A 19339-nucleotide genomic window follows, 5' to 3' on the forward strand; every position below is an offset into this window, starting at 1 on the left:
GAGCCGTGCGCGCACCGGAGTCCGGGAGACAGGAGAGACCGTGGGGCGATCGCCACTGACCCGTGAGGAGGTCCTGGCCACCGCGTCGGAGCTGGTGCGGCGCGGCGGTCCGCAGGCGCTCACCATGCGCGCGCTGGCGGCCGAGCTGGGCACGGCGGTGACCTCGATCTACTGGCACGTGGGCAACCGGGAGTCGCTGCTGGACGCGCTGGTCGAGCGGACCGTCCGGGAGCTGGGCACCCTGCGTCCGGCCGGCCGCACCCCGGCCGCCCGGATCGTCTCGGTGGCCCGCGCGCTCCGCCGCGAGCTGCGGGCCCGTCCGCATCTGATCGCGATGGTCCACGAACGGGGGCTGACCGAACGGATGTTCCTGCCGGCGCAGCGGGCGCTCGTCCACGAGACGCATGCCGCCGGGCTGCGCGGCGTGCGGGCGGCGGAGGCGGTCCGGGCGGTGCAGTTCCACACCGTCGGCTTCCTGCTGGTGGAGCGCAACCGCGAGCGGTCCCCCGTCCAGTCCCCCGACGAGGGCGAACTGTGGGGGGCCTCCTCGGCGGACGGCGACCCGGCGCTGGCCCGCGCCCTGGCCCGTCCGGCCGATCCGGACCGGCTGTTCACGGCCTCGCTGCGGGCCCTGGTGGAGGGGTTGCTGGCCGGTGCGCAGGCACCGGTCGCGGGAGAGGCGGCGACGGCCGAATAGGGGAGTGTCGGTGGCGGCCCGTATTCTCTGTGACCATGCTCGACGACCGCCAGACCGCAGCACCGTGGCCGACCGCCTACCCGCAGGGGTACGCGGTCGTCGACGTGGAGACCACCGGACTCGCCCGGGACGACCGGATCGTGTCCGCCGCGGTCTACCGCCTGGACGCCCGGGGCGAGGTCGAGGACCACTGGTACACGCTGGTCAACCCCGAGCGCGATCCCGGCCCCGTCTGGATCCACGGCCTGACCAGCGAGGTACTGGAGGGCGCCCCGCTCTTCCCGGAGATCGCCGCCGAGTTGTCCGCACGCCTGGCGGACCGGGTGCTCGTCGCGCACAACGCCGCCTTCGACTGGTCGATGCTCGCCCGGGAGTACGCGCGCGCGGCGGTCGTCGCCCCGGTGCGCCAGCGGCTGTGCACCATCGCGCTCTCCAAGGAGCTGCGGCTGCCGCTGCCCAACCACAAGCTGGAGTCGCTGGCCGCGCACTTCGGCGTGGTCCAGCAGCACGCGCACCACGCGCTGGACGACGCCCGGGTGCTGGCCGAGGCGTTCCGCCCGAGCCTGCACGCGGCGGCGCGCGGCGGGGTGCGGCTGCCGCTGCTGGAGTGCCGCCCGCTGACCGAGTGGTCGGACTCCCCCGTCACCCCGAAGGTCGGCTACCAGCCGGCGTACGCCGCCCGGAACAGCTGGCGCCCCGCGCGCAAGCGCCCGGCCTGCCCGTATCCGAACCCGGGGCGGTACGAGAAGGACAAGCCGCTGATGCAGGGCATGCGGGTGGCGTTCTCCGGCGACACCTCCGTCGACCGCGAGCTGCTGGAGGACCGGGCCGTCGAGGCGGGACTGCACGTGGCGACCAGCGTCTCCCGGCTGACGAGCCTGCTGGTGACCAACGACCCCGACGCGGCGACGTCCAAGACGGTGAAGGCCAAGTCCTTCGGCACCCCGATCCTGGACGAGAGCGCCTTCACCCATCTGCTGCGGGACGTGGCCCCGGCGCCGAAGGTGCCGGGACCGACGCCGTCATCGGAGTGAACCGGGGGCGACGCGCCCGCCCGCCGCTCGCCCCTCGCGCCCGCGCGTCCCACCCTGTGGCGCATGGCACGTTGTGAGGTTTGCGGAAACGACTACGGGATGTCCTTCGAGGTGCACGCGCAGGGCGCGATTCATGTCTTCGACTGCTTCTCCTGCGCCATCCACCGCATGGCGCCCATCTGTGAGCACTGCCGGGTGCAGATCATCGGCCAGGGCGTCGAGGTCGACGGGCACTGGTTCTGCGGCGGTCACTGCGCCCGCGCGGAGGGGCAGGTGGGCATCGTCGACAAGGTCTGAGCACCGGCCGCCCGGCCCCTTCCCCCACCCCCTCCGCGATGCACCCCATGCCGCAGTTGTACGGTCATGGGGTGTACCGCTTCCTGTTGACCCGGCAGTGGCTGATCCTCGCCCTGATCGCCCTCGTGCTGATCCCCACCATGGTCGAGCTGGGTTTCTGGCAGCTGCACCGTCACGAGCACAAGGTCGCGCAGAACGCGCTGATCACACGGAACCTCAAGGCTCCGCCGGTGCCGGTCTCCTCGCTCACCTCCCCCGGCCACACCGTGCCGCGCGCGGACTACTGGCGCACGGTGACGGCCACCGGGACGTACGACGCGAAGCACCAGGTCGTGGTGCGCCGCAGGACGGCGACGGACGGCAGCATCGGCGTCCATGTGCTGGTCCCCTTCGACCTCAGGGGCGGCGGCACGGTCATGATCAACCGCGGCTGGGTGCCGGCCGCGTCCGACCAGCACGCCTTCCCCGAGGTGCCGCCGGTGCCCGCGGGCGAGGTGACCGTCACCGGGCGGCTCAAGGCCGACGAGACGACGGGCAGCAGCGGTATCAAGGACCTCGCGGACCTGCCGGACCGCCAGGTGATGCTGATCAACAGCGCGCAGCAGGCCGAGCTGCTCTCCCGCCCCGTGCTGGGCGGCTACATCGAGCAGACCGCGCCGGAGCCGAAGGGCGACCGTCCCGAGCTGATCGAGGCCCCGGACGACAGCTCGATCGGCCCGCACATGGCGTACGCCGTGCAGTGGTGGCTGTTCGCGGCCGGTGTGCCGGTCGGCTTCGTGGTGCTGGCCCGGCGCGAGAAGCGCGACCGGGCGGCGGCCGCCGCCGAGGCCGCGGACCGGGCGGAGACGACCGAGCCCGAGCCGGCCCAGACCTGACCCCTCCGCGCCGGGCTCCCCCGCCCGGCCTCCGCCGGGGTGGCTCCCGGTTTCTCCTCGTACCGTCCCTGCTTAGCGGAGCCCAGGTTCGGGAACACGCCTGAACGTGACTCCACGTATCGAGGACTACGCCCTGATCGGCGATCTCCAGACCGCGGCCCTGGTCGGCAAGAACGGTTCTGTGGACTGGCTCTGCCTGCCCCGCTTCGACTCGGGCGCCTGCTTCGCCGCGCTGCTCGGCGACGAGGAGAACGGGCACTGGCGGATCGCCCCCAAGGGCGCCGAGAACTGCACCCGGCGCGCCTACGCGGGCGACTCCCTCGTCCTGGAGACCTACTGGGAGACCCGCACCGGCACGGTCAAGGTCATCGACTTCATGCCGCAGCGCGACCACGAACCGGATGTGATGCGGATCGTCGAGGGCGTCAGCGGCACCGTGGACATGTCCTCGGTGATCCGGCTGCGCTTCGACTTCGGCTCGGTCGTGCCCTGGATGCGCCGGTCCGACGGGCACCGGGTGGCCGTCGCCGGACCCGATTCCGTGTGGCTGCGCAGCGAGCCGCCGGTGAAGACCTGGGGCCAGCAGTTCTCCACCTGTTCCTCCTTCACCGTCGCCGCGGGCGAACGGGTGGCCTTCGTCATGACCTGGCACCCCTCCCACTCGCCGCGCCCCGATCTGGTGGACCCCTTCGAGGCGCTGGAGAACACGCTGGCCGACTGGGCCGAATGGTCGGCGCGCTGCAAGTACGAGGGGCCCCACCGGGAGGCGGTGATCCGCTCGCTGATCACGCTCAAGGCCCTCACCTTCGGACCCACCGGCGGCATCGTCGCCGCCGCCACGACCTCGCTGCCGGAGGAGATCGGCGGCGTACGGAACTGGGACTACCGCTACTGCTGGCTGCGGGACTCCACTCTGACCCTCGGCGCGCTGGTCTCGGCCGGCTATCTGGAGGAGGCGGCCTCCTGGCGGGACTGGCTGCTGCGCGCGGTCGCCGGGGACCCGGCCGACCTCCAGATCATGTACGGCCTGGCCGGGGAGCGCCGGCTGCCCGAATCGGAACTGCCGTGGCTGCGCGGCTACGAGCACTCCTCCCCGGTCCGCATCGGCAACGCCGCCGTCCGCCAGCGCCAGCTCGATGTGTACGGCGAGGTCATCGACTCGCTCCGGCTGGCCCGGGACGCCGGACTGAGCGACAAACCGCACGCCTGGAGCCTCCAGCTGAGCCTGCTGGGCTTCCTGGAGTCCACCTGGCGCGAACCCGACGAGGGGCTGTGGGAGATCCGCGGCCGGCGCCGCCACTTCGTGCACTCCAAGGTGATGGCCTGGGTGGCCGCCGACCGGGCCGTCCGCAGTCTGGAGGAGGACCCCTCGCTCTCCGGGGACGCCGAGCGCTGGCGGGCGATGCGCGACGCCGTGCACCAGGAGGTCTGCGAGAAGGGCTACGACCCCGTCCGCAACACCTTCACCCAGTCGTACGGTTCACGGGACCTGGACGCCTCCACCCTGCTGATCGTCCGCACCGGCTTCCTGCCGCCCGACGACCCCCGGGTAGTCGGCACGGTCGACGCGGTCCGCGAGGAGCTGGGCAGCGGCGGGCTGGTGCGCCGCTACAGCACCGAGGGGGCCTCCGTCGACGGACTCCCCGGGGACGAGGGCGCGTTCCTGGCCTGCTCGTTCTGGCTGGCGGACGCGCTGCTGCTGACGGGCCGCCCCGCCGAGGCCGCCGAGCTCTTCGAACGCCTGCTGTCCCTGCGCAACGACGTGGGGCTGCTGGCCGAGGAGTACGACACCGCGAGCGGGCGGCAGCTCGGCAACTTCCCGCAGGCGTTCAGCCACATCGGACTCGTCGGCACGGCGGTCGCGCTCGCCGAGGCACGGGCCGCCGAGCACGCGGCCCGGGACGAGACGGCAGGATAGGACCATGGATCTTGGACTGAAGGACCGCGTGTACATCGTCACCGGAGCCACCCGCGGGCTGGGCAACGCCACGGCCCGCGCGCTGGTGGCCGACGGGGCACGTGTGATCATCACCGGCCGCGACGGGACGAGCGTGCGGGAGGCCGCCGAGGAGCTGGGCCCCGAAGCGGTCGGGCTCGCCGCCGACAACGCCGACCCGGAGGTGGCACAGCGCCTCGTGGAGGCCGCGCAGGAAGGCTTCGGCCGGCTCGACGGCATCCTCATCAGCGTCGGCGGCCCGCCGCCGGGCTTCCTCGCGGACAACACCGACGAACAGTGGCGGTCGGCCTTCGAATCGGTGTTCCTGGGCGCGGTGCGGCTGGCCCGTGCGGCGGCCGCGGCCCTGGGCGAGGGCGGCGTCATCGGGTTCGTGCTCTCCGCCTCCGTCCACGAGCCGATCGCCGGGCTGACCATCTCCAACGGGCTGCGCCCGGGGCTGGCCGGTTTCGCCAAGTCGCTCGCCGACGAGCTGGGCCCGCGCGGCATCCGCGTCGTGGGCGTCCTGCCGTCGCGCATCGACACCGACCGGGTCCGGGAGCTGGACGCGCTGTCCGGCGACGCGGAGGCCTCCCGCACGGCCAACGAGGCGGGCATCCCGCTGCGCCGCTACGGCACCCCGGAGGAGTTCGGCCGCACCACCGCATTCCTGCTCTCCCCGGCGGCCTCGTATCTGACGGGCATCATGCTCCCGATCGACGGCGGGGCGGGCCACGGCTTCTGAGCCGGCATCCGTGACGGGACAGGGACCGGGCACGGCTTCGGGAACCGTTACGGCGGAGCGGCCGGGACCGCTTCCGGGTCGGAAGCCGGTACGCCCAGGAGCCGTGCATGGCTTCCGGGCCGGTCGCCGAACGGCCTGGTACAGCGGAGGGGCCGGGCGATGTCGTCGTCCGGCCCCTCCGGGCTCCCTGCGCGCCGCCGTGGGCCCGCCGCGCCTCAGCTCACGCGTTCCGCCCGGTGCTTGACGGCCTTGAGCCGCACCTCGGCGGGCAGCCGGTCCAGTCCGGCCGAGTCCCGGGCATGGGCGATGGCCTCGTCGCTGAGCCGGACCAGCGCCGCGTCGGGCGCGGCGTGCGGCTCCATCAGGAGCCGGATCCGGGCCTCGGGCGTACTGCGCCGGCCGGTCAGCACGGCCTGGGCGCGGGCCACGCCGTCCAGGGCGCCCGCCTCTCCCGCGAGCACCCCCTCCAGCGCGCGCCCGCGCAGCAGCGCGCCCTCGCCGTCGCCGCTGTCCACCAGGACCTCGGAGAGCCGGGCCCGGCGCAGCTGGGCCAGCAGCCACCACAGGGCGAGCACCACGACAACGGCGAGCACGGCGATCACGACCGGCCACCACCAGCCCTCGGAGCGCCAGCGGTCCCGGTCGGCCTCGCTGAGCAGCACGTCGTTCTTCCCGTACCAGGGCCACCAGGACGGCACGGAGAGTCCGAGGCCGGCGGCCAGCACGCCGCCGCCCACGCAGACCAGTACCAGTCCGGCGAGCCCGAGCAGCACCCGGTTGACGGTCCTGAGCACGCCGCTCACCCCTTACGCGCCGGTCGGCGGACATGGACGGACAGGCTCGGGGGTCTGGACAGTCCCAGTTCCCCGATGCCGGCGGAGAGCACGGTGTCCAGATCGGCCCGTACGTCATCGAGTTCGCGGAAGTGCGCGACGGCCCGCACCCCGGCCTTGCGCCGGCCCATCCGGACCCGGACGGACTGCACCCCGGCCACCTCGACGGCCCGGTCGCGCAGCACCATGGCGGCGGCGGTGCGGTCCAGGGCGGCGCGGACGTCGGGCCGGTCCCGGCGCATCGGGAGCAGATCGCGCAGCCCGGGGGTGAGCGCGAGGACGATCAGCCAGAGGCCGAGCGCGGCGGCGACGCCGGCGCCGGTCAGCACCCACACGTCGTCCAGGCGGCGTTCGGCGAGCTGGTCGGCGAGGGAGCGGCGCCAGCTCATCGCCGGACGGTCGGCCCGGACCGCCGCGACGTCGTAGAGGAGCAGTCCGGCTCCGCCCAGGATCACCAGGGCCGTGAGGCCGGCCGGGATCCGGCGGGCGGACCAGAAGCGGCCCGCCGGGCCGGCCGGGCGGTCCTTGGCCGGGACCGGGTCGTAGGCCGCGGAGGACGCCGACTGGTCCAGTTCGAGCACGCCGCCGTGCTCGCGCGGTCCGGTGGTGGGCGGTCCCTGGCCGTCGTGGTCGGGACTGCGGGGTTCGGTCATCGGATCCTCCCCTGCGCCGCGAGGCTCGCTCCTGAGGGGTGCAGGCGCTCGACCTGTACGGCCACTTCGGGCACCTCCATCCCCGCCAACGCCTCTACCCGCTCCGCGACCCGGCGACGCACGGCACCGCACTGGCGTCCGATGTCGCTGGGGTAGGCCAGTTCCAGACTCACTCGTACGCGGGCGGTGTCACGGTGCACCGTGACCGTGGCGCGCGGCGACGCGGCCTCCTTCGCCGGCGCGTCCACGGCCTCCTTCGCCGCCTGCGCGGCGATCTTCGCCACGACCCGGTCGGCGATCCGGGTCTCGCCGCGCTCCGCCGCGGCCACCCGGCCGCCGGCCCCCGGCACGCCCGTCACCGCCGTCGGTCGCCGCGTTCGCGACTCCGGAAGAAGTCGCCGAACTCCAGGTCGCCCTCCAGGAAGCGGCCGACGACGAAGCCGACCGCTCCCAACGCGGCGACCAGCAGAAAGGCCCCGAAGCCGCCGAAGTACCCGGCGAACCCGAGCGCCATGCCGGCCACCATGCCGACCACCGCCATGCTCATCTGTGCGCTCCTCAACTGCCGTGGACGGAGAACTGCTGGACGGACAACCGCCGGACGGACAACTGCCCGGGGGCCTACCGCACGGGGAACTACTGGAGACGCGGCTCGGGTTCGTCGTCATCGTCGTCGTCGGGGAGCTTCACGTCGCTCACCGCGATGTTGACCTCGACGACTTCGAGACCCGTCATCCGCTCGACGGCCGCGACCACGTTCTCCCGCACATCGCGGGCCACATCGGCGATCGACACGCCGTAGTCGACGACGATCTCCAGGTCCAGGGCCGTCTGGGACTCGCCCACCTCGGCCTTCACTCCCCGGGTGACGGACTTCGAACCGCCGGGCACCCGGTCGCGCACCGCTCCGAAGGTCCGCGAGAGACCACTGCCCATCGCGTGCACACCGACCACATCGCGTGCAGCCATTCCGGCGATCTTCTCGACGACGCCGTCCGCGATCGTCGTCCGGCCGCGGGTCGCCGGGGCTCCCCCGCCGCGCTTGGTCAACGTGCTCCTGCTGTCGCCGCCCGAGGCGTCCTTGTCGGGGTTCTCGGGCCGGTTGCGCTGTGGAGTCTCGGTCATCGCCGTTCTTCCCTTCGGGGCAGATGGGGACTTCCTTGCCCACATTAGGTCCGCTTGCCCCGTCTCGCGCCGTGGATGCGGCAGGGTGGGGACATGGACACGGCGGACGGCTCGCAAGGGGCCGAGGGTTGGACGGCGGCGGTCCGGCGACGGGTACGACTCGGCCGGCTGCTGCCTCTGGGCGGCCCCCAGGACGGGGCGTGGATCGCGGAGACGGCCGCGGCGGACGTGCTGCGGGAGGCGGTGGCGTCGGCCTGGCCGGCGCCGGTCCTCGGGGAGTTGCGGCTCTCGGTGGCCGATCCGGACGCGGCGCCGGCGCCCGGGGTGGAACCGCCGCCGAGCGCGCTGCCACCGGGCCCGCTGCGGATCGAGGGCACGCTGGCGGCACCGGCCGACCGGCCGCTGCCCGCCTCGGCCGACGCCCTGCGCGCGGCGCTGCTGACGGCGGCCCGGGAGCGGCTGGGGCTGCGGGTCGACGAGGTGGACCTGCGGGTGACGGAGCTGCTGGAGGGGGCTCCGGAGCGGGCCGCGCCGGAGCCGGCGGAGGTGCGCGGAACCCCGGCGGAGAACGCGGCGGGCCGTGCGGCCGCCGGGGTGACGGGGGTGGCGGCGCTCACCCGGGTGCTCGGCCCGGCCGTCCACACCGGCGACGGATCGGTCCGGGTGGAACTGGCGGCGCAGCACGGCCACCGCGCGCTCGACGTGGCCCGCGCGGTGCGGGCCGCGGTGGGCGCGGCGGTGGACGGATCTCCCCCGGTCGCGGTGCTGGTCACGGCGGTCGCGCCGGGCACGGGCCCCGACGGTCCGGCGGTGGGCTGATCAGGTGGACGCGGGAAAAGCGGCCGGGGCAGCGGCCGTCCGGCTGACAGGACGCCGCCGGAGACGCCCCGGCGCCCCGGTGCCGCATCCGTCCGGTACGGCACCGGGGTGATCCCGTGCGCGTGCCGCGTCCGGCCGATACGACACCGGGGGCGCACCCCCGCCCATGCCGTATCGGCGGCCGGCGGCGGGGTGGTCAGTCGCCGGCGCCCGCGAGGTCGCGCAGGCGGCGGCCCTGGGCGGCGCGCTCGGCGGCGCGCTGCTCCTCGTAGCCCCGGGAGACGGCACCGCTCAGCAGCGCCTTGGTCTCGATGACGGCGTCGCGCGGCGCGGCGATCAGGGCGCCGGCCAGGTCGCGGGCGGCGGCCTCCAGCTCGGCGGCGGGCACCACGAGGTTGGCGAGGCCCGTGCGCTCGGCCTCCTCGGCGTGCACGTAGCGTCCGGTGGCGCAGATTTCGAGCGCGCGCGCGTACCCCACCAGGTGCACCAGGGGGTGCGTGCCGGTGAGGTCGGGGACGAGTCCGAGGCTGGTCTCGCGCATGGCGAACTGCACGTCGTCGGCCACGATCCGCAGATCGCAGGCGAGGGCGAGCTGGAAGCCCGCACCGATGGCGTGCCCCTGGACGGCGGCGATCGTCACGAGGTCGTGGCGGCGCCACCAGGTGAACGCCTCCTGATACCCGGCGATCAGCGCGTCGAGCTCGTCCTGCGGGCCGCGTCCCATGGCGAGGAACGACGGCTCGCCGTCGAATCCCTCGGGGGTGAACGCCTGCCGGTCGAGCCCGGCGGAGAACGACACGCCTTCGGCACGGAGCACGACGACCCGCACACTGCCGGGCAGGGCCCGGCCGGCCTCCGTCAACGCCCGCCACAGAGCGGGGGACTGGGCGTTGCGCTTGGCCGGATTGGTGAGGGTCACCGTGGCAACCGCGTCGTCGACGGTGAGTCGTACGCCGTCCTGGTCGAGCACGGAGTCGGGCGAGGTCATGGGGCGCCTCCGGATCGGGTCAGTGCAGTCAGCACAGAGCTAAGTGACTGAACAGTAACCACCCGATCGACCGCACGATCGACCGGGTGGCCACCACCGAAAACCGGTGAGCCCCGGGGCGGGCCGCCGCACGGCCTGCCCCGATCCGCCGAAGGCCGTCAGGCTGTCGTGGCCTTCTTGCCTCGTGTCGCGCCGCCGCGTCCGCGCAGCACCACTCCGGACTCGCTGAGCATCCGGTGGACGAATCCGTAGGAGCGGCCCGTTTCCTCGGCCAGCGCCCGGATGCTCGCACCGGAGTCGTACTTCTTCTTCAGGTCTGCCGCGAGCTTGTCGCGCGCGGCGCCGGTCACCCGGCTGCCCTTCTTCAGAGTCTCGGCCACCCGTGCCTCCTCATGGGAAGTGCGCTCTGGACTTCTCATGATCACCCCTCGCGGCCGTCCTGGCCACCCATTCGGCAAGGTCGGTGCGAGCGGATAGACGCCCCCCGAAGGCATCGACACGACCGGAAGTCGCCATTCCGAGAGGTCGGGGAGACGGTACGCACCTCGGCCCGAACGAACGCCCAGGTCAGGGCCGCCCGGGGGTCGAGCGCCCGCGTGCACCCCCCGTCCGGCCCCGCGCCGGGCGCCGCCCCCGGGGTACGAGACCTCCTCACACAGATGAAGGATCACGCGTAGGCCGAATGATCCAGTGCGCGTGGATCATTCGGCCCGGGGACGCGGCGAACACCTGTCCGCGGACGGCGGCCGTCCGGGTCAGGCCAGGGCGACCAGGTCCCGGTAGTCCGCGCCCCACAGGTCCTCGACACCGTCGGGCAGCAGGATGATGCGCTCGGGCTGGAGCGCCTCGACCGCGCCCTCGTCGTGGGTGACGAGGACGACCGCGCCCTTGTACGTGCGCAGCGCGCCGAGGATCTCCTCGCGGCTGGCCGGGTCGAGGTTGTTGGTGGGCTCGTCGAGCAGGAGCACGTTGGCGGAGGAGACGACCAGCGTCGCCAGGGCGAGCCGGGTCTTCTCGCCGCCGGAGAGCACCCCGGCGGGCTTGTCCACGTCGTCTCCGGAGAACAGGAACGAGCCGAGCGTCTTGCGGACCGCGACCAGGTCGAGGTCGGGTGCGGCGGAGCGCATGTTCTCCAGGACCGTGCGGTCCGGGTCGAGTGTCTCGTGCTCCTGGGCGTAGTAGCCGAGCTTGAGGCCGTGGCCCTGGATGACCTCGCCGGTGTCGGGCTGCTCGGCGCCGCCGAGCAGCCGGAGCAGCGTGGTCTTGCCGGCGCCGTTGAGGCCGAGGATGACCACGCGGGAGCCCTTGTCGATCGCGAGGTCGACGTCGGTGAAGATCTCCAGCGAGCCGTAGGACTTGGAGAGGCCCTCGGCCATGAGCGGGGTCTTCCCGCACGGCGAGGGGTCCGGGAAGCGCAGCTTGGCGACCTTGTCGGAGACCCGCACCTCCTCCAAGCCGGACAGCAGCCGGTCGGCGCGCTTGGCCATGTTCTGCGCGGCGACCGTCTTGGTGGCCTTGGCGCGCATCTTGTCGGCCTGCGCGTTGAGCGCGGCGGCCTTCTTCTCGGCGTTCTGGCGCTCGCGCTTGCGGCGCTTCTCGTCGGCCTCGCGCTGCTGCTGGTAGAGCTTCCAGCCCATGTTGTAGATGTCGATCTGGGAGCGGTTGGCGTCGAGGTAGAAGACCTTGTTGACGACCGTCTCGACCAGTTCGACGTCGTGGGAGATGACGACGAAGCCGCCGCGGTAGGTCTTCAGGTAGTCGCGCAGCCAGACGATCGAGTCGGCGTCGAGGTGGTTGGTGGGCTCGTCGAGCAGGAGCGTGTCGGCGTCCGAGAAGAGGATGCGGGCCAGCTCCACACGGCGGCGCTGGCCGCCGGAGAGCGTGTGCAGCGGCTGGCCGAGGACCCGGTCGGGGAGGCTGAGCGCCGCGGCGATGGTGGCCGCCTCGGCCTCGGCCGCGTACCCGCCCTTGGTCAGGAACTCGGTCTCCAGGCGCTCGTACTTCTTCATGGCCTTCTCGCGGGTGGCGCCCTTGCCGTTCGCCATCCGGTCCTCGTTCTCCCGCATCTTGCGCAGGATCTCGTCGAGGCCGCGGGCGGACAGGATGCGGTCCCGGGCGAGCACGTCGAGGTCGCCGGTGCGCGGGTCCTGCGGGAGGTAGCCGACCTCACCGGAGCGGGTGATGGTGCCGGCCGCCGGGGCGCCCTCCCCCGCGAGGCACTTGGTGAGGGTGGTCTTGCCCGCTCCGTTGCGGCCGACGAGGCCGATGCGGTCGCCCTTGGCGATGCGGAAGGAGGCGGACTCGATGAGGATGCGGGCGCCGGCGCGCAGCTCGACGCCGGAGGCGGTGATCACGGAAAAACTCCAGGGCGGAAGGAAAGGCGGAACGTCTGGCGATGTACGGCTCCGACGTCGTTACTCACGCCTACGCACAAGGAGGATGGCCATGGGGCCAGTCTACTGGCGGTGTCCAACGGATTTTCCTCCCGCTCGGACCGCCGGGGCCCCGGCCCGCCGCCGCCCCGAAAGCGGGCACGACGGCGTGAACCATCCGATACTCGGCGCATGACCGCGGGCAGCCGCGGAACGGGCAGAGGGTGGTGCCATGCGGTTCGACGACGACGCCGGGCTGGACACGTCCGAGGTCGGGGACCGCCGCAGCGGACGTGTCCCGGGCGGGCGGGCCACCGTGGGCGGCGGGATCGCCGGGGTCGTCGCGCTGCTCCTGGGCCTGTTCTTCGGCGTCGGGCCCGACCAGCTCGGGCTCTCCTCGGGCGGTCCGGACCCGGACGCGACGGCCTCGACGGCCGCCCGGGTGGCCGAGGACTGCCGGACCGGCCGGGACGCCAACACCAAGGACGACTGCCGGATCGTCGCGGTGGTCAACAGCGTGCAGGACTACTGGGGCCAGGAGTTCCGGCGGCGCGGCGACGCGTACGACGGTGCGCGGACGGTCCTGTTCGGCGACCGGGTCGCCACCGGCTGCGGATCGGCGACCTCGGCGGTGGGCCCGTTCTACTGCCCGGCGGACCGGCAGGTCTATCTGGACCTGGGGTTCTTCGACGAGCTGCGGACCACGTACGGGGCGAGCGGCGGGCCGTTCGCGCAGGCGTATGTCGTCGCGCACGAGTACGGACACCATGTGCAGAACCTGACCGGGACGCTGGACCGGGCCCGGGACGGACGGACCGGGGCGGACAGCGACGCGGTGCGGACCGAACTCCAGGCGGACTGCTACGCCGGGGTCTGGGCGCACCACGCGACGACGACGCCGGAGGAGTCCACGGGCCGGCCGCTGGTCACCGAGCTGACCGGGGCCGACATCCGGGACGGGCTCGACGCGGCCGCCGCGGTCGGGGACGACCGGATCCAGGAGAGGTTCCAGGGCCGCGTCACCCCGGAGTCCTGGACCCATGGCTCGGCCGCGCAGCGCCGGCAGTGGTTCACCACGGGGTTCCGCACCGGGGACGCGGCCGCCTGCGACACCTTCCGCTGAGCCGCAGGCCGCGCCCGGTCGGGCGGGCGTTGTCAGTGGCCGGTGGGAGACTGAGACACAGATCACATCCGGGCTGTCCGGGTCCGGTGCGGACGCGAAGGGACTGAGCACGATGGCAGGCACGGCGACGGGTGTTCCGACCGTCTACCCGACGATTCTGTACGCGGACGCCAAGGCCGCGATCACCACCCTCACCGAGGGCCTCGGCTTCACCGCGGAGGCGGTGTACGAGGCCGAGGACGGCTCGGTGACGCACGCGGAGCTTTCCTGCGGGAACGGCAGGGTGATGCTGGGGTCCAAGGGCCGCGACGGGGTGTTCGCCCGGGTGATGCGGGACGCGGGCCCGGCGGGGGTGTACGTGGTGGTGGACGAGGTCGACGACCACCACGCCCGCGCGGTGGCGCACGGGGTGGAGATCCTGATGGAGCCGACGGACCAGGACTACGGCTCGCGGGACTACATGGCGCGGGACGCCGAGGGCAATGTGTGGAGCTTCGGGACCTACGCCCCGGGCGCGCAGGGCTGAGGGGCCCCTGGAGCCTGCCGGATGCCGGCGCGGCGCCTGCAAGGAGGGCCCTGGGGGACCTTCCGCATGCGGCCGACGCGGCGCCCGTGCCGGCACGTGCGGGGCCGGGGCGCCGCACCGGCCGCCCCCGGCCCGGGTGGCGGGCGGGGTGCGGCCGTCGGTTCAGGCTCCGCCGGTGTGCACCTGGAACGCCGCCTTGCGGACGGCCTTGGCGAGCGCCGGGTCGGGGTGCGCGGCGGCCAGCGCCACCAGGACCTGTACGGTGCGCGGATGGCCGACCGCCCGGACCTCGTCCAGCAGCGCGGGGACGGTGCCCTGCACGGCCGAGTCCAGGTGCCGGACCAGCAGCGCGGTCTCGCCGTGGTCGGCGACGGCCGCGGCGGTGTCCACCCAGAGCCAGGTGGCCTCCTCGCGGCTGAGGACCTCCTGGGCGTCCTCGGGGTCGGCCCCCTCGTACTCGGCGAGCCAGAGCAGTGCGTAGGGCCGCAGCGAGGGGTCGGCGGCCACGGACCGCACCTCGGGTTCGGCGGGGGCGCCGACGACCCGGAGCGCCTCGAAGGCGAGCCCGCGCAGCAGCGCGTCCTCGCCCCGGGCCACGCCGAGCAGTTCGGCGACGGCGCTGCCCACGGGCCGGGCGGCCAGCCAGGCCCGGTATTCGGCGCGGGCCGGGCCGGGGGTGAGGCGGGCGCAGCCGAGCAGCATGTCGGCGGCGGACTGCTCGATGTTCCCGGCCGGGCTCTGGGCGGCGACGCAGATCTGCTCCAGCTTGACCCAGACCGCCCAGTTGCCGAGCGGGGTGAGCGTGGCGTGCCCGGGGTGCAGGGTGAGCGCGCCGACCGCGGCCAGCCCCTCCAGGGCCCAGTCCAGCAGCAGCGCGACCAGGGCGGCGGGGTGGGCGGTGGGCTCGGGCGCGGCGGGCGCGGGCAGCGGCTGGGGTCCGTACGGGACCTCGCAGCGCTCCTCGTGCAGTTCCGCGACGCGCTGGCCGAGCAGGTCCAGGAGGACGGGCACCGCGACCGGGCCCGCCGAGAGCTGGAGCAGGGAGAGCACCTGGGGCACGGCCTCGACGGCCTCGGCGACCGCGGTGGACTCGATGCCGCGGGGTGCGGGGTGGACGAGCGACCAGGCGTCGAAGAGCGCCACCCAGCCGCGCAGCACGGCGGAGTCGTCGCGGTCCCAGGCGCGCAGCCGCCAGCCGGGCCGCGCGGTCTCGCCGTGCAGTTCCACGAGTCCGGCGAGACGGGCCCGGTCCCAGCCGGAGCGCACCTGCTCGGGGGACAACTCCAGCGCCGCCGCGGCCTGTTCGAGGGCGTGGGCGGCGAGCGGGGGTATGCCCGCCCGGGTGCCGTCGGCCGCCCAGCGGGCGATCCGGACGGCGTCGGCGAGGGCGGCCCTGGCCTGGCGGGCCAGTTCGGCCCGGGGCGGGGTGCCCTCGGGAGGGCGCGGCGCGGGCCTGGTGCGCCGGGTCGTCACGGCCTTGCGAGCGGTGGCGAGGGGTCGCGGGCGGACAAGTCGCAGCCTGGAGTCGCGCGGGGTACGGGACGTCACGGGGAGCAGTCTTGCCTCTGACGGCCCGAAAGCCCAAACGGAACCCCGCTGACCGCTCCGGGGAGGGGTCGGCGGGGCCCGGGGACCAAGCACCCGAAGCGGCACATCGGCTCACATCAGGGGCGTGAGGAAGCGGCGCAGGGTCTCTTCGTAGTGGACCGGGTCGGCGTTCCACATCGCGCCGTGCGGAGCCCGGGGCACGGGGTGCAGGGAGACCAGGTCGGGGCGGAGCGCGGCGAGCTCCCGGGACGGCCGCCAGGGGGCGAGGGTGTCGTCGGGGCCGTGGAAGATCAGCGTGGGGACGTGCAGGGTCGCGGGGAGCGAGGTGTCCAGGAGGGGGGCTCCGTGCAGGCCGGTCTGGCCCTGGGCGGCGCGGACGGCCAGCGGCCTCAGGACGGAGGGGACGCCCCGGGCGGCGGCCAGGGCCCGCAGGGTGACGGACCAGTCGAGGACGGGCGAGTCGAGGACGAGGCCGCGGATCCGGTCCCGGAGCGCGGAGTTGACACTGGCGTGCAGGGCCATGGCGGCACCGGTGGACCAGCCGTGCAGGACGACCTGCTCGGCGCCGTAGCGGACGGCGAAGCGGAGGGCCGCGTCCAGGTCGCGCCATTCGGACTCGCCGAGGTGGGAGAGGCCGTCCGGGGAGCGCGGGGCGCCCGGATCGCCGCGGTAGCCGAGGTCGAGCACCGGGAGCTGCTGCCCGTGCAGGAAGCCCAGCACGTTGAGGGGGTGCGCACGGGTGGTGCCGATGCCGTGGACCGCGATCACCCAGGTGGCGCGGGCCCCGGGGACGAACCAGGCGGGCAGTGCGCCCAGTTCGCCGGGGATCTCGACCTCGCGGAAGTCCAGGCCCAGCGCCTGGGCGGGGTCGCTGGCGTACACCTCTGGGGTGATGTGGACCTTGGCGCCGGGGACCAGGACGCCCCGGTCGACGCGCTCCAGCCGGCGCACGACGGTGTCGGCGGCCTGGTGGGCCTGGTCGAGCACCGGTCCCACCACCGCGTGGACGCCGTCGCCCGCCAGTCCGTAGGTGCCGGGCCGCAGCGAGGCGAGGGACCGGGTGAGGGTGACCTGTCCGGCCGCCGTGGCGTGCACGGTCAGGCCGCGGTCGGCGGGAAGGGGTCGTCCGGACGGCGCCCCGAGGGCGGCGTCGCTGGAGAGCCGGCCGGCCGCGACCGCGGCCGCTCCGGCGCCGAGGATGGTGGTGACGGCCGCTGCCGTCGCTGTTGCCGGGCGCACGGCATCAGTCTCCGGGGCTCCCCGGGGCAGGGCCACCGGACGGGGGCCGTCCGGTGGCCCGGCCGTATACGGGCGGGGACGGCGGCGGTCAGCGCGGGCGCTGCCCGTACCCCTTCAGGGCCTCGCCGACCTCGGCCAGTTGCCCGGGGGTGAGCAGGGCCGGGGTGCGGCCGGGGACGGAGCTGGCGGTGAGCCAGAGGCGGCAGAGCCATTCCAGCTGGGCGGTGCGGTCGTACGCCTCGTCGAGGGTGGTGCCGTAGGTGACGGTGCCGTGGTTGCCCAGCAGACAGCCGGTGCGGTCGCGCAGGGCCAGGAGCATGTTCTCGGCCAGCTCCTCGGTGCCGTAGCGGGCGTAGGCGGCGACCCGGACGGGGCCGCCGAGCATCGCGGAGGCGTAGTGGAGTGAGGGCACCTCGGTGACCAGCGTCGAGACGGCGGTGGCGTGGACGGCGTGGGTGTGCACGACGGCGGCCGCGTCGGTGTTCCGGTAGACGGCGAGGTGGAGCGGGAGTTCGCTGGTGGGGGTCAGTTCTCCATGGGTCTGCCTACCGTCCGGATCCACGGCCGTCAGATCCTGGGGGCGCAGCCGGTCGTAGGGCACTCCGCTGGGGGTGACGAGGATCGTGGAGCCGACCCGCGCGGAGACGTTTCCCGAGGTCCCCACGACCAGCCCCTCGGCGGCGGTCCTGCGGGCGGTCGCGACGACCGCGTCCCAGGCCGCTTCGATCGATTCGCGCCACTCATCGCTCATACGAAGATCCTTTCCACGGATGAGCGGCCCCGCGCCGCCCCCTCGCGCGGGACCGCGCCAGGCCCCGAATTCTGGGCCACGCCCGGCCCGTAGCGGAATCCCGTCGCCGTCCGGCGGGCGAAGAGGGCGGCCGGGCTCCGGTTGGGGTCACCGCAAAGCCCTGCCCAGTTCATCTTCCGTTCACCCAGCTTGCCTACGGTCCACGTGCCAATGACGTCGAACGATTGCCTGGGTAAATGGAACACATCACGCTGCTGCTCGCGATAGTGATCGTGACAGCTCTAGTGTTCGATTTCACGAACGGTTTCCACGACACCGCCAACGCGATGGCCACGACCATCTCGACCGGCGCACTCAAACCCAAGACAGCGGTGGCCATGTCCGCCGTTCTCAACCTCGTCGGCGCGTTCCTGTCGGTGGAGGTCGCCAAGACGATCTCCGGCGGGATCATCAATGAAGACGGGCTCAGAACCGAGGTCATCTTCGCGGCGCTCGTCGGCGCCATCCTGTGGAATCTGCTGACCTGGCTGGTCGGCCTGCCCTCCAGTTCCTCCCACGCCCTGTTCGGCGGCCTCATCGGCGCCGCGGTGATGTCCGCCGGCTGGTCCTCCGTCGACGGCGGCACCGTCGTCACCAAGGTGCTGCTCCCCGCGGTCGCCGCCCCGATCGTCGCCGGTGTCGCCGCCCTGCTGGCCACCCGGCTGACGTACCGCATCGGCGGCCGGATCAAGGGCGACGCCCAGGAGAAGGCCACCGCCAAGGGCTACCGGGCGGGCCAGATCGCCTCGGCCGGCCTGGTCTCCCTCGCCCACGGCACCAACGACGCGCAGAAGACCATGGGCATCATCACGCTCGCCCTGGTCACCGGCGGCGTCCTCTCCCCCGGCTCCAACCCGCCGGTCTGGGTGATCGTGAGCGCCGGTCTCGCCATCGCGATGGGCACCTACCTCGGCGGCTGGCGCATCATCCGCACCATGGGCAGCGGACTGACCGAGCTCAAGCCGCCGCAGGGCTTCGCCGCCCAGACCAGCGCGGCCACCGTCATCCTGGCCTCCTCGCACCTCGGCTTCTCCCTCTCCACCACCCAGTCCTGCTCCGGCGCGGTGATGGGCGCGGGCCTCGGCCGCCGGGGGGGCGTGGTCCGCTGGTCCACCGCCACCCGGATGTTCGTCGCCTGGGGCCTGACCCTGCCGGCCGCCGGTCTGGTCGGCGCGGGCGCCGAGTTCGTCACCAAGCAGGGCACCTGGGGCGTCGTCGTCGTGGCGGTGCTGCTGGTCGCCGGCTCCGGTGCGATCTGGGCGCTCTCGCGCCGCAAGCCCGTGGGCCACGACGACGTCGCACCGTCCGGCGCCCGGACCGCGCCGGACGCCGAACCGGCCGGTGTCGTCACCACCGCCATCGCGGCCGTCAGCCCGCCGCCCACGCTCGCCGCCCAGCCCGACCTGACGGCGACCCTTCCGGCCCCGGCCGCGCCCGTCACCGCCGATCCGGCCCGACCCGCCACGGTGTAAGGACACACACATGCACATCGACTGGGCAGCACTCGGCACCGTCTTCGGCGTCTCCCTCGTCACCACCGTCGCCCTGGTGGGCCTGTTCACCCTCGGCATCGTCGGCCTTTCCAAGCAGCCGGAACCGGCCGCGCGGGGCGGCGCGGCGGGCGGGTCGGTCCTGCTGGCCCGCGCCGGCGGGTACGTCTGCTTCGGACTGTGCGCGGCGGCGGTCGCGTACGGGATCTATCTGATCGTCGCCTGAGGGCCGTACGCCCTCTCCGACCCCCA

General features: G+C 73.9%; 22 protein-coding genes. 11 read left to right on the forward strand and 11 right to left on the reverse strand.

Annotation, left to right across the window (positions count from 1 at the left end; translation table 11 throughout):
* Window positions 1-40: 40 nt before the first annotated feature.
* From ACWCXC_RS06350 to ACWCXC_RS06375, 6 genes are all read left to right on the forward strand, one after another.
* Complete coding sequence (locus ACWCXC_RS06350) at window positions 41-697, forward strand: TetR/AcrR family transcriptional regulator (protein WP_450682695.1); 657 nt, start codon at window positions 41-43, stop codon at window positions 695-697.
* Between the two features lie 29 nt (window positions 698-726).
* Window positions 727-1731, forward strand: a complete 1005-nt coding sequence (locus tag ACWCXC_RS06355; protein WP_450682694.1) for a DEDDh family exonuclease — start codon at window positions 727-729, stop codon at window positions 1729-1731.
* Window positions 1732-1794: 63 nt separating this feature from the next.
* On the forward strand, window positions 1795-2028 hold the full coding sequence (locus ACWCXC_RS06360) for a hypothetical protein (protein WP_450682693.1): 234 nt from the start codon (window positions 1795-1797) through the stop codon (window positions 2026-2028).
* A gap of 71 nt (window positions 2029-2099) precedes the next feature.
* A complete protein-coding gene (locus tag ACWCXC_RS06365; RefSeq protein WP_450886964.1) occupies window positions 2100-2903 on the forward strand; it encodes an SURF1 family cytochrome oxidase biogenesis protein in 804 nt (267 codons plus the stop codon).
* 106 nt (window positions 2904-3009) lie between these two features.
* The gene (locus ACWCXC_RS06370; RefSeq protein WP_450682691.1) at window positions 3010-4821 is read left to right on the forward strand and encodes a glycoside hydrolase family 15 protein; all 1812 of its coding nucleotides are present in this window, start codon (window positions 3010-3012) and stop codon (window positions 4819-4821) included.
* A 4-nt stretch (window positions 4822-4825) separates the two neighbouring features.
* On the forward strand, window positions 4826-5581 hold the full coding sequence (locus ACWCXC_RS06375) for an SDR family oxidoreductase (protein WP_450682690.1): 756 nt from the start codon (window positions 4826-4828) through the stop codon (window positions 5579-5581).
* 215 nt (window positions 5582-5796) lie between these two features.
* Here the strand turns inward: ACWCXC_RS06375 and amaP are convergent, their stop codons facing one another.
* The 5 genes from amaP to ACWCXC_RS06400 all read right to left on the reverse strand — a co-directional run bounded on the left by amaP (window position 5797) and on the right by ACWCXC_RS06400 (window position 8192).
* Window positions 5797-6384 (reverse strand): alkaline shock response membrane anchor protein AmaP, encoded by a 588-nt coding sequence (gene amaP, locus ACWCXC_RS06380; protein WP_450886967.1) that lies wholly within the window; start codon window positions 6382-6384, stop codon window positions 5797-5799.
* Window positions 6381-7067, reverse strand: coding sequence for a DUF6286 domain-containing protein (locus tag ACWCXC_RS06385; RefSeq protein WP_450886969.1), 687 nt, complete (start codon window positions 7065-7067; stop codon window positions 6381-6383). Before ACWCXC_RS06385 ends, amaP begins: the two co-directional genes overlap by 4 nt.
* Window positions 7064-7426 carry an Asp23/Gls24 family envelope stress response protein gene (locus ACWCXC_RS06390; protein ID WP_450682687.1) on the reverse strand — a complete coding sequence of 121 codons (363 nt, stop codon included), beginning with the start codon at window positions 7424-7426 and terminating at the stop codon, window positions 7064-7066. Before ACWCXC_RS06390 ends, ACWCXC_RS06385 begins: the two co-directional genes overlap by 4 nt.
* Window positions 7423-7614 (reverse strand): hypothetical protein, encoded by a 192-nt coding sequence (locus tag ACWCXC_RS06395; protein ID WP_450682686.1) that lies wholly within the window; start codon window positions 7612-7614, stop codon window positions 7423-7425. The genes ACWCXC_RS06390 and ACWCXC_RS06395 overlap by 4 nt, the downstream gene beginning before the upstream one ends.
* An 89-nt stretch (window positions 7615-7703) precedes the next feature.
* Window positions 7704-8192 (reverse strand): Asp23/Gls24 family envelope stress response protein, encoded by a 489-nt coding sequence (locus ACWCXC_RS06400; protein WP_383649347.1) that lies wholly within the window; start codon window positions 8190-8192, stop codon window positions 7704-7706.
* A gap of 93 nt (window positions 8193-8285) precedes the next feature.
* Between ACWCXC_RS06400 and ACWCXC_RS06405 the strand changes: the two genes are divergently transcribed.
* Window positions 8286-9011, forward strand: a complete 726-nt coding sequence (locus tag ACWCXC_RS06405) for a hypothetical protein (protein WP_450682685.1) — start codon at window positions 8286-8288, stop codon at window positions 9009-9011.
* Window positions 9012-9207: 196 nt separating this feature from the next.
* Here ACWCXC_RS06405 and ACWCXC_RS06410 read toward each other — a convergent pair whose 3' ends face one another.
* The 3 genes from ACWCXC_RS06410 to ACWCXC_RS06420 all read right to left on the reverse strand — a co-directional run bounded on the left by ACWCXC_RS06410 (window position 9208) and on the right by ACWCXC_RS06420 (window position 12353).
* The gene (locus ACWCXC_RS06410) at window positions 9208-9999 is read right to left on the reverse strand and encodes an enoyl-CoA hydratase/isomerase family protein (RefSeq protein ID WP_450682684.1); all 792 of its coding nucleotides are present in this window, start codon (window positions 9997-9999) and stop codon (window positions 9208-9210) included.
* 158 nt (window positions 10000-10157) lie between these two features.
* Window positions 10158-10379: a helix-turn-helix domain-containing protein gene (locus ACWCXC_RS06415; RefSeq protein WP_392328372.1), complete on the reverse strand. Its 222-nt coding sequence runs from the start codon at window positions 10377-10379 to the stop codon at window positions 10158-10160.
* Between the two features lie 375 nt (window positions 10380-10754).
* The gene (locus tag ACWCXC_RS06420; RefSeq protein ID WP_450682683.1) at window positions 10755-12353 is read right to left on the reverse strand and encodes an ABC-F family ATP-binding cassette domain-containing protein; all 1599 of its coding nucleotides are present in this window, start codon (window positions 12351-12353) and stop codon (window positions 10755-10757) included.
* Between the two features lie 250 nt (window positions 12354-12603).
* Between ACWCXC_RS06420 and ypfJ the strand changes: the two genes are divergently transcribed.
* Both ypfJ and ACWCXC_RS06430 read left to right on the forward strand, forming a co-directional pair.
* Complete coding sequence (gene ypfJ, locus ACWCXC_RS06425; protein ID WP_450886973.1) at window positions 12604-13494, forward strand: KPN_02809 family neutral zinc metallopeptidase; 891 nt, start codon at window positions 12604-12606, stop codon at window positions 13492-13494.
* Window positions 13495-13606: 112 nt separating this feature from the next.
* Window positions 13607-14020 carry a VOC family protein gene (locus ACWCXC_RS06430; protein ID WP_450886975.1) on the forward strand — a complete coding sequence of 138 codons (414 nt, stop codon included), beginning with the start codon at window positions 13607-13609 and terminating at the stop codon, window positions 14018-14020.
* Between the two features lie 162 nt (window positions 14021-14182).
* Here the strand turns inward: ACWCXC_RS06430 and ACWCXC_RS06435 are convergent, their stop codons facing one another.
* The 3 genes from ACWCXC_RS06435 to ACWCXC_RS06445 all read right to left on the reverse strand — a co-directional run bounded on the left by ACWCXC_RS06435 (window position 14183) and on the right by ACWCXC_RS06445 (window position 17558).
* Window positions 14183-15493 carry a hypothetical protein gene (locus ACWCXC_RS06435; RefSeq protein WP_450682714.1) on the reverse strand — a complete coding sequence of 437 codons (1311 nt, stop codon included), beginning with the start codon at window positions 15491-15493 and terminating at the stop codon, window positions 14183-14185.
* A gap of 186 nt (window positions 15494-15679) precedes the next feature.
* Window positions 15680-16807, reverse strand: coding sequence for an alpha/beta hydrolase (locus ACWCXC_RS06440; RefSeq protein ID WP_450886977.1), 1128 nt, complete (start codon window positions 16805-16807; stop codon window positions 15680-15682).
* Window positions 16808-16895: 88 nt separating this feature from the next.
* Complete coding sequence (locus ACWCXC_RS06445) at window positions 16896-17558, reverse strand: class II aldolase/adducin family protein (protein WP_450682679.1); 663 nt, start codon at window positions 17556-17558, stop codon at window positions 16896-16898.
* A gap of 236 nt (window positions 17559-17794) precedes the next feature.
* Here ACWCXC_RS06445 and ACWCXC_RS06450 point away from each other — a divergent pair, with 236 nt between their 5' ends.
* Both ACWCXC_RS06450 and ACWCXC_RS06455 read left to right on the forward strand, forming a co-directional pair.
* The gene (locus ACWCXC_RS06450; RefSeq protein WP_450886980.1) at window positions 17795-19069 is read left to right on the forward strand and encodes an anion permease; all 1275 of its coding nucleotides are present in this window, start codon (window positions 17795-17797) and stop codon (window positions 19067-19069) included.
* Between the two features lie 10 nt (window positions 19070-19079).
* Complete coding sequence (locus ACWCXC_RS06455; protein ID WP_383649373.1) at window positions 19080-19313, forward strand: hypothetical protein; 234 nt, start codon at window positions 19080-19082, stop codon at window positions 19311-19313.
* Window positions 19314-19339 lie beyond the last annotated feature (26 nt).

It is taken from the genome of Streptomyces sp. NPDC001515 (assembly GCF_053597115.1).

Excerpts from the sequence above, each read along its gene's own strand:
- ACWCXC_RS06360 (WP_450682693.1), top strand. The coding sequence starts at position 1,795 with ATGGCACGTTGTGAGGTTTGCGGAAACGACTACGGGATGTCCTTCGAG.
- ACWCXC_RS06375 (WP_450682690.1), top strand. The coding sequence starts at position 4,826 with ATGGATCTTGGACTGAAGGACCGCGTGTACATCGTCACCGGAGCCACC.
- ACWCXC_RS06385 (WP_450886969.1), bottom strand. The coding sequence starts at position 7,067 with ATGACCGAACCCCGCAGTCCCGACCACGACGGCCAGGGACCGCCCACC.
- ACWCXC_RS06395 (WP_450682686.1), bottom strand. The coding sequence starts at position 7,614 with ATGAGCATGGCGGTGGTCGGCATGGTGGCCGGCATGGCGCTCGGGTTC.
- ACWCXC_RS06400 (WP_383649347.1), bottom strand. The coding sequence starts at position 8,192 with ATGACCGAGACTCCACAGCGCAACCGGCCCGAGAACCCCGACAAGGAC.
- ACWCXC_RS06405 (WP_450682685.1), top strand. The coding sequence starts at position 8,286 with ATGGACACGGCGGACGGCTCGCAAGGGGCCGAGGGTTGGACGGCGGCG.
- ACWCXC_RS06410 (WP_450682684.1), bottom strand. The coding sequence starts at position 9,999 with ATGACCTCGCCCGACTCCGTGCTCGACCAGGACGGCGTACGACTCACC.
- ypfJ (WP_450886973.1), top strand. The coding sequence starts at position 12,604 with ATGCGGTTCGACGACGACGCCGGGCTGGACACGTCCGAGGTCGGGGAC.
- ACWCXC_RS06430 (WP_450886975.1), top strand. The coding sequence starts at position 13,607 with ATGGCAGGCACGGCGACGGGTGTTCCGACCGTCTACCCGACGATTCTG.
- ACWCXC_RS06445 (WP_450682679.1), bottom strand. The coding sequence starts at position 17,558 with ATGAGCGATGAGTGGCGCGAATCGATCGAAGCGGCCTGGGACGCGGTC.
- ACWCXC_RS06450 (WP_450886980.1), top strand. The coding sequence starts at position 17,795 with ATGGAACACATCACGCTGCTGCTCGCGATAGTGATCGTGACAGCTCTA.
- ACWCXC_RS06455 (WP_383649373.1), top strand. The coding sequence starts at position 19,080 with ATGCACATCGACTGGGCAGCACTCGGCACCGTCTTCGGCGTCTCCCTC.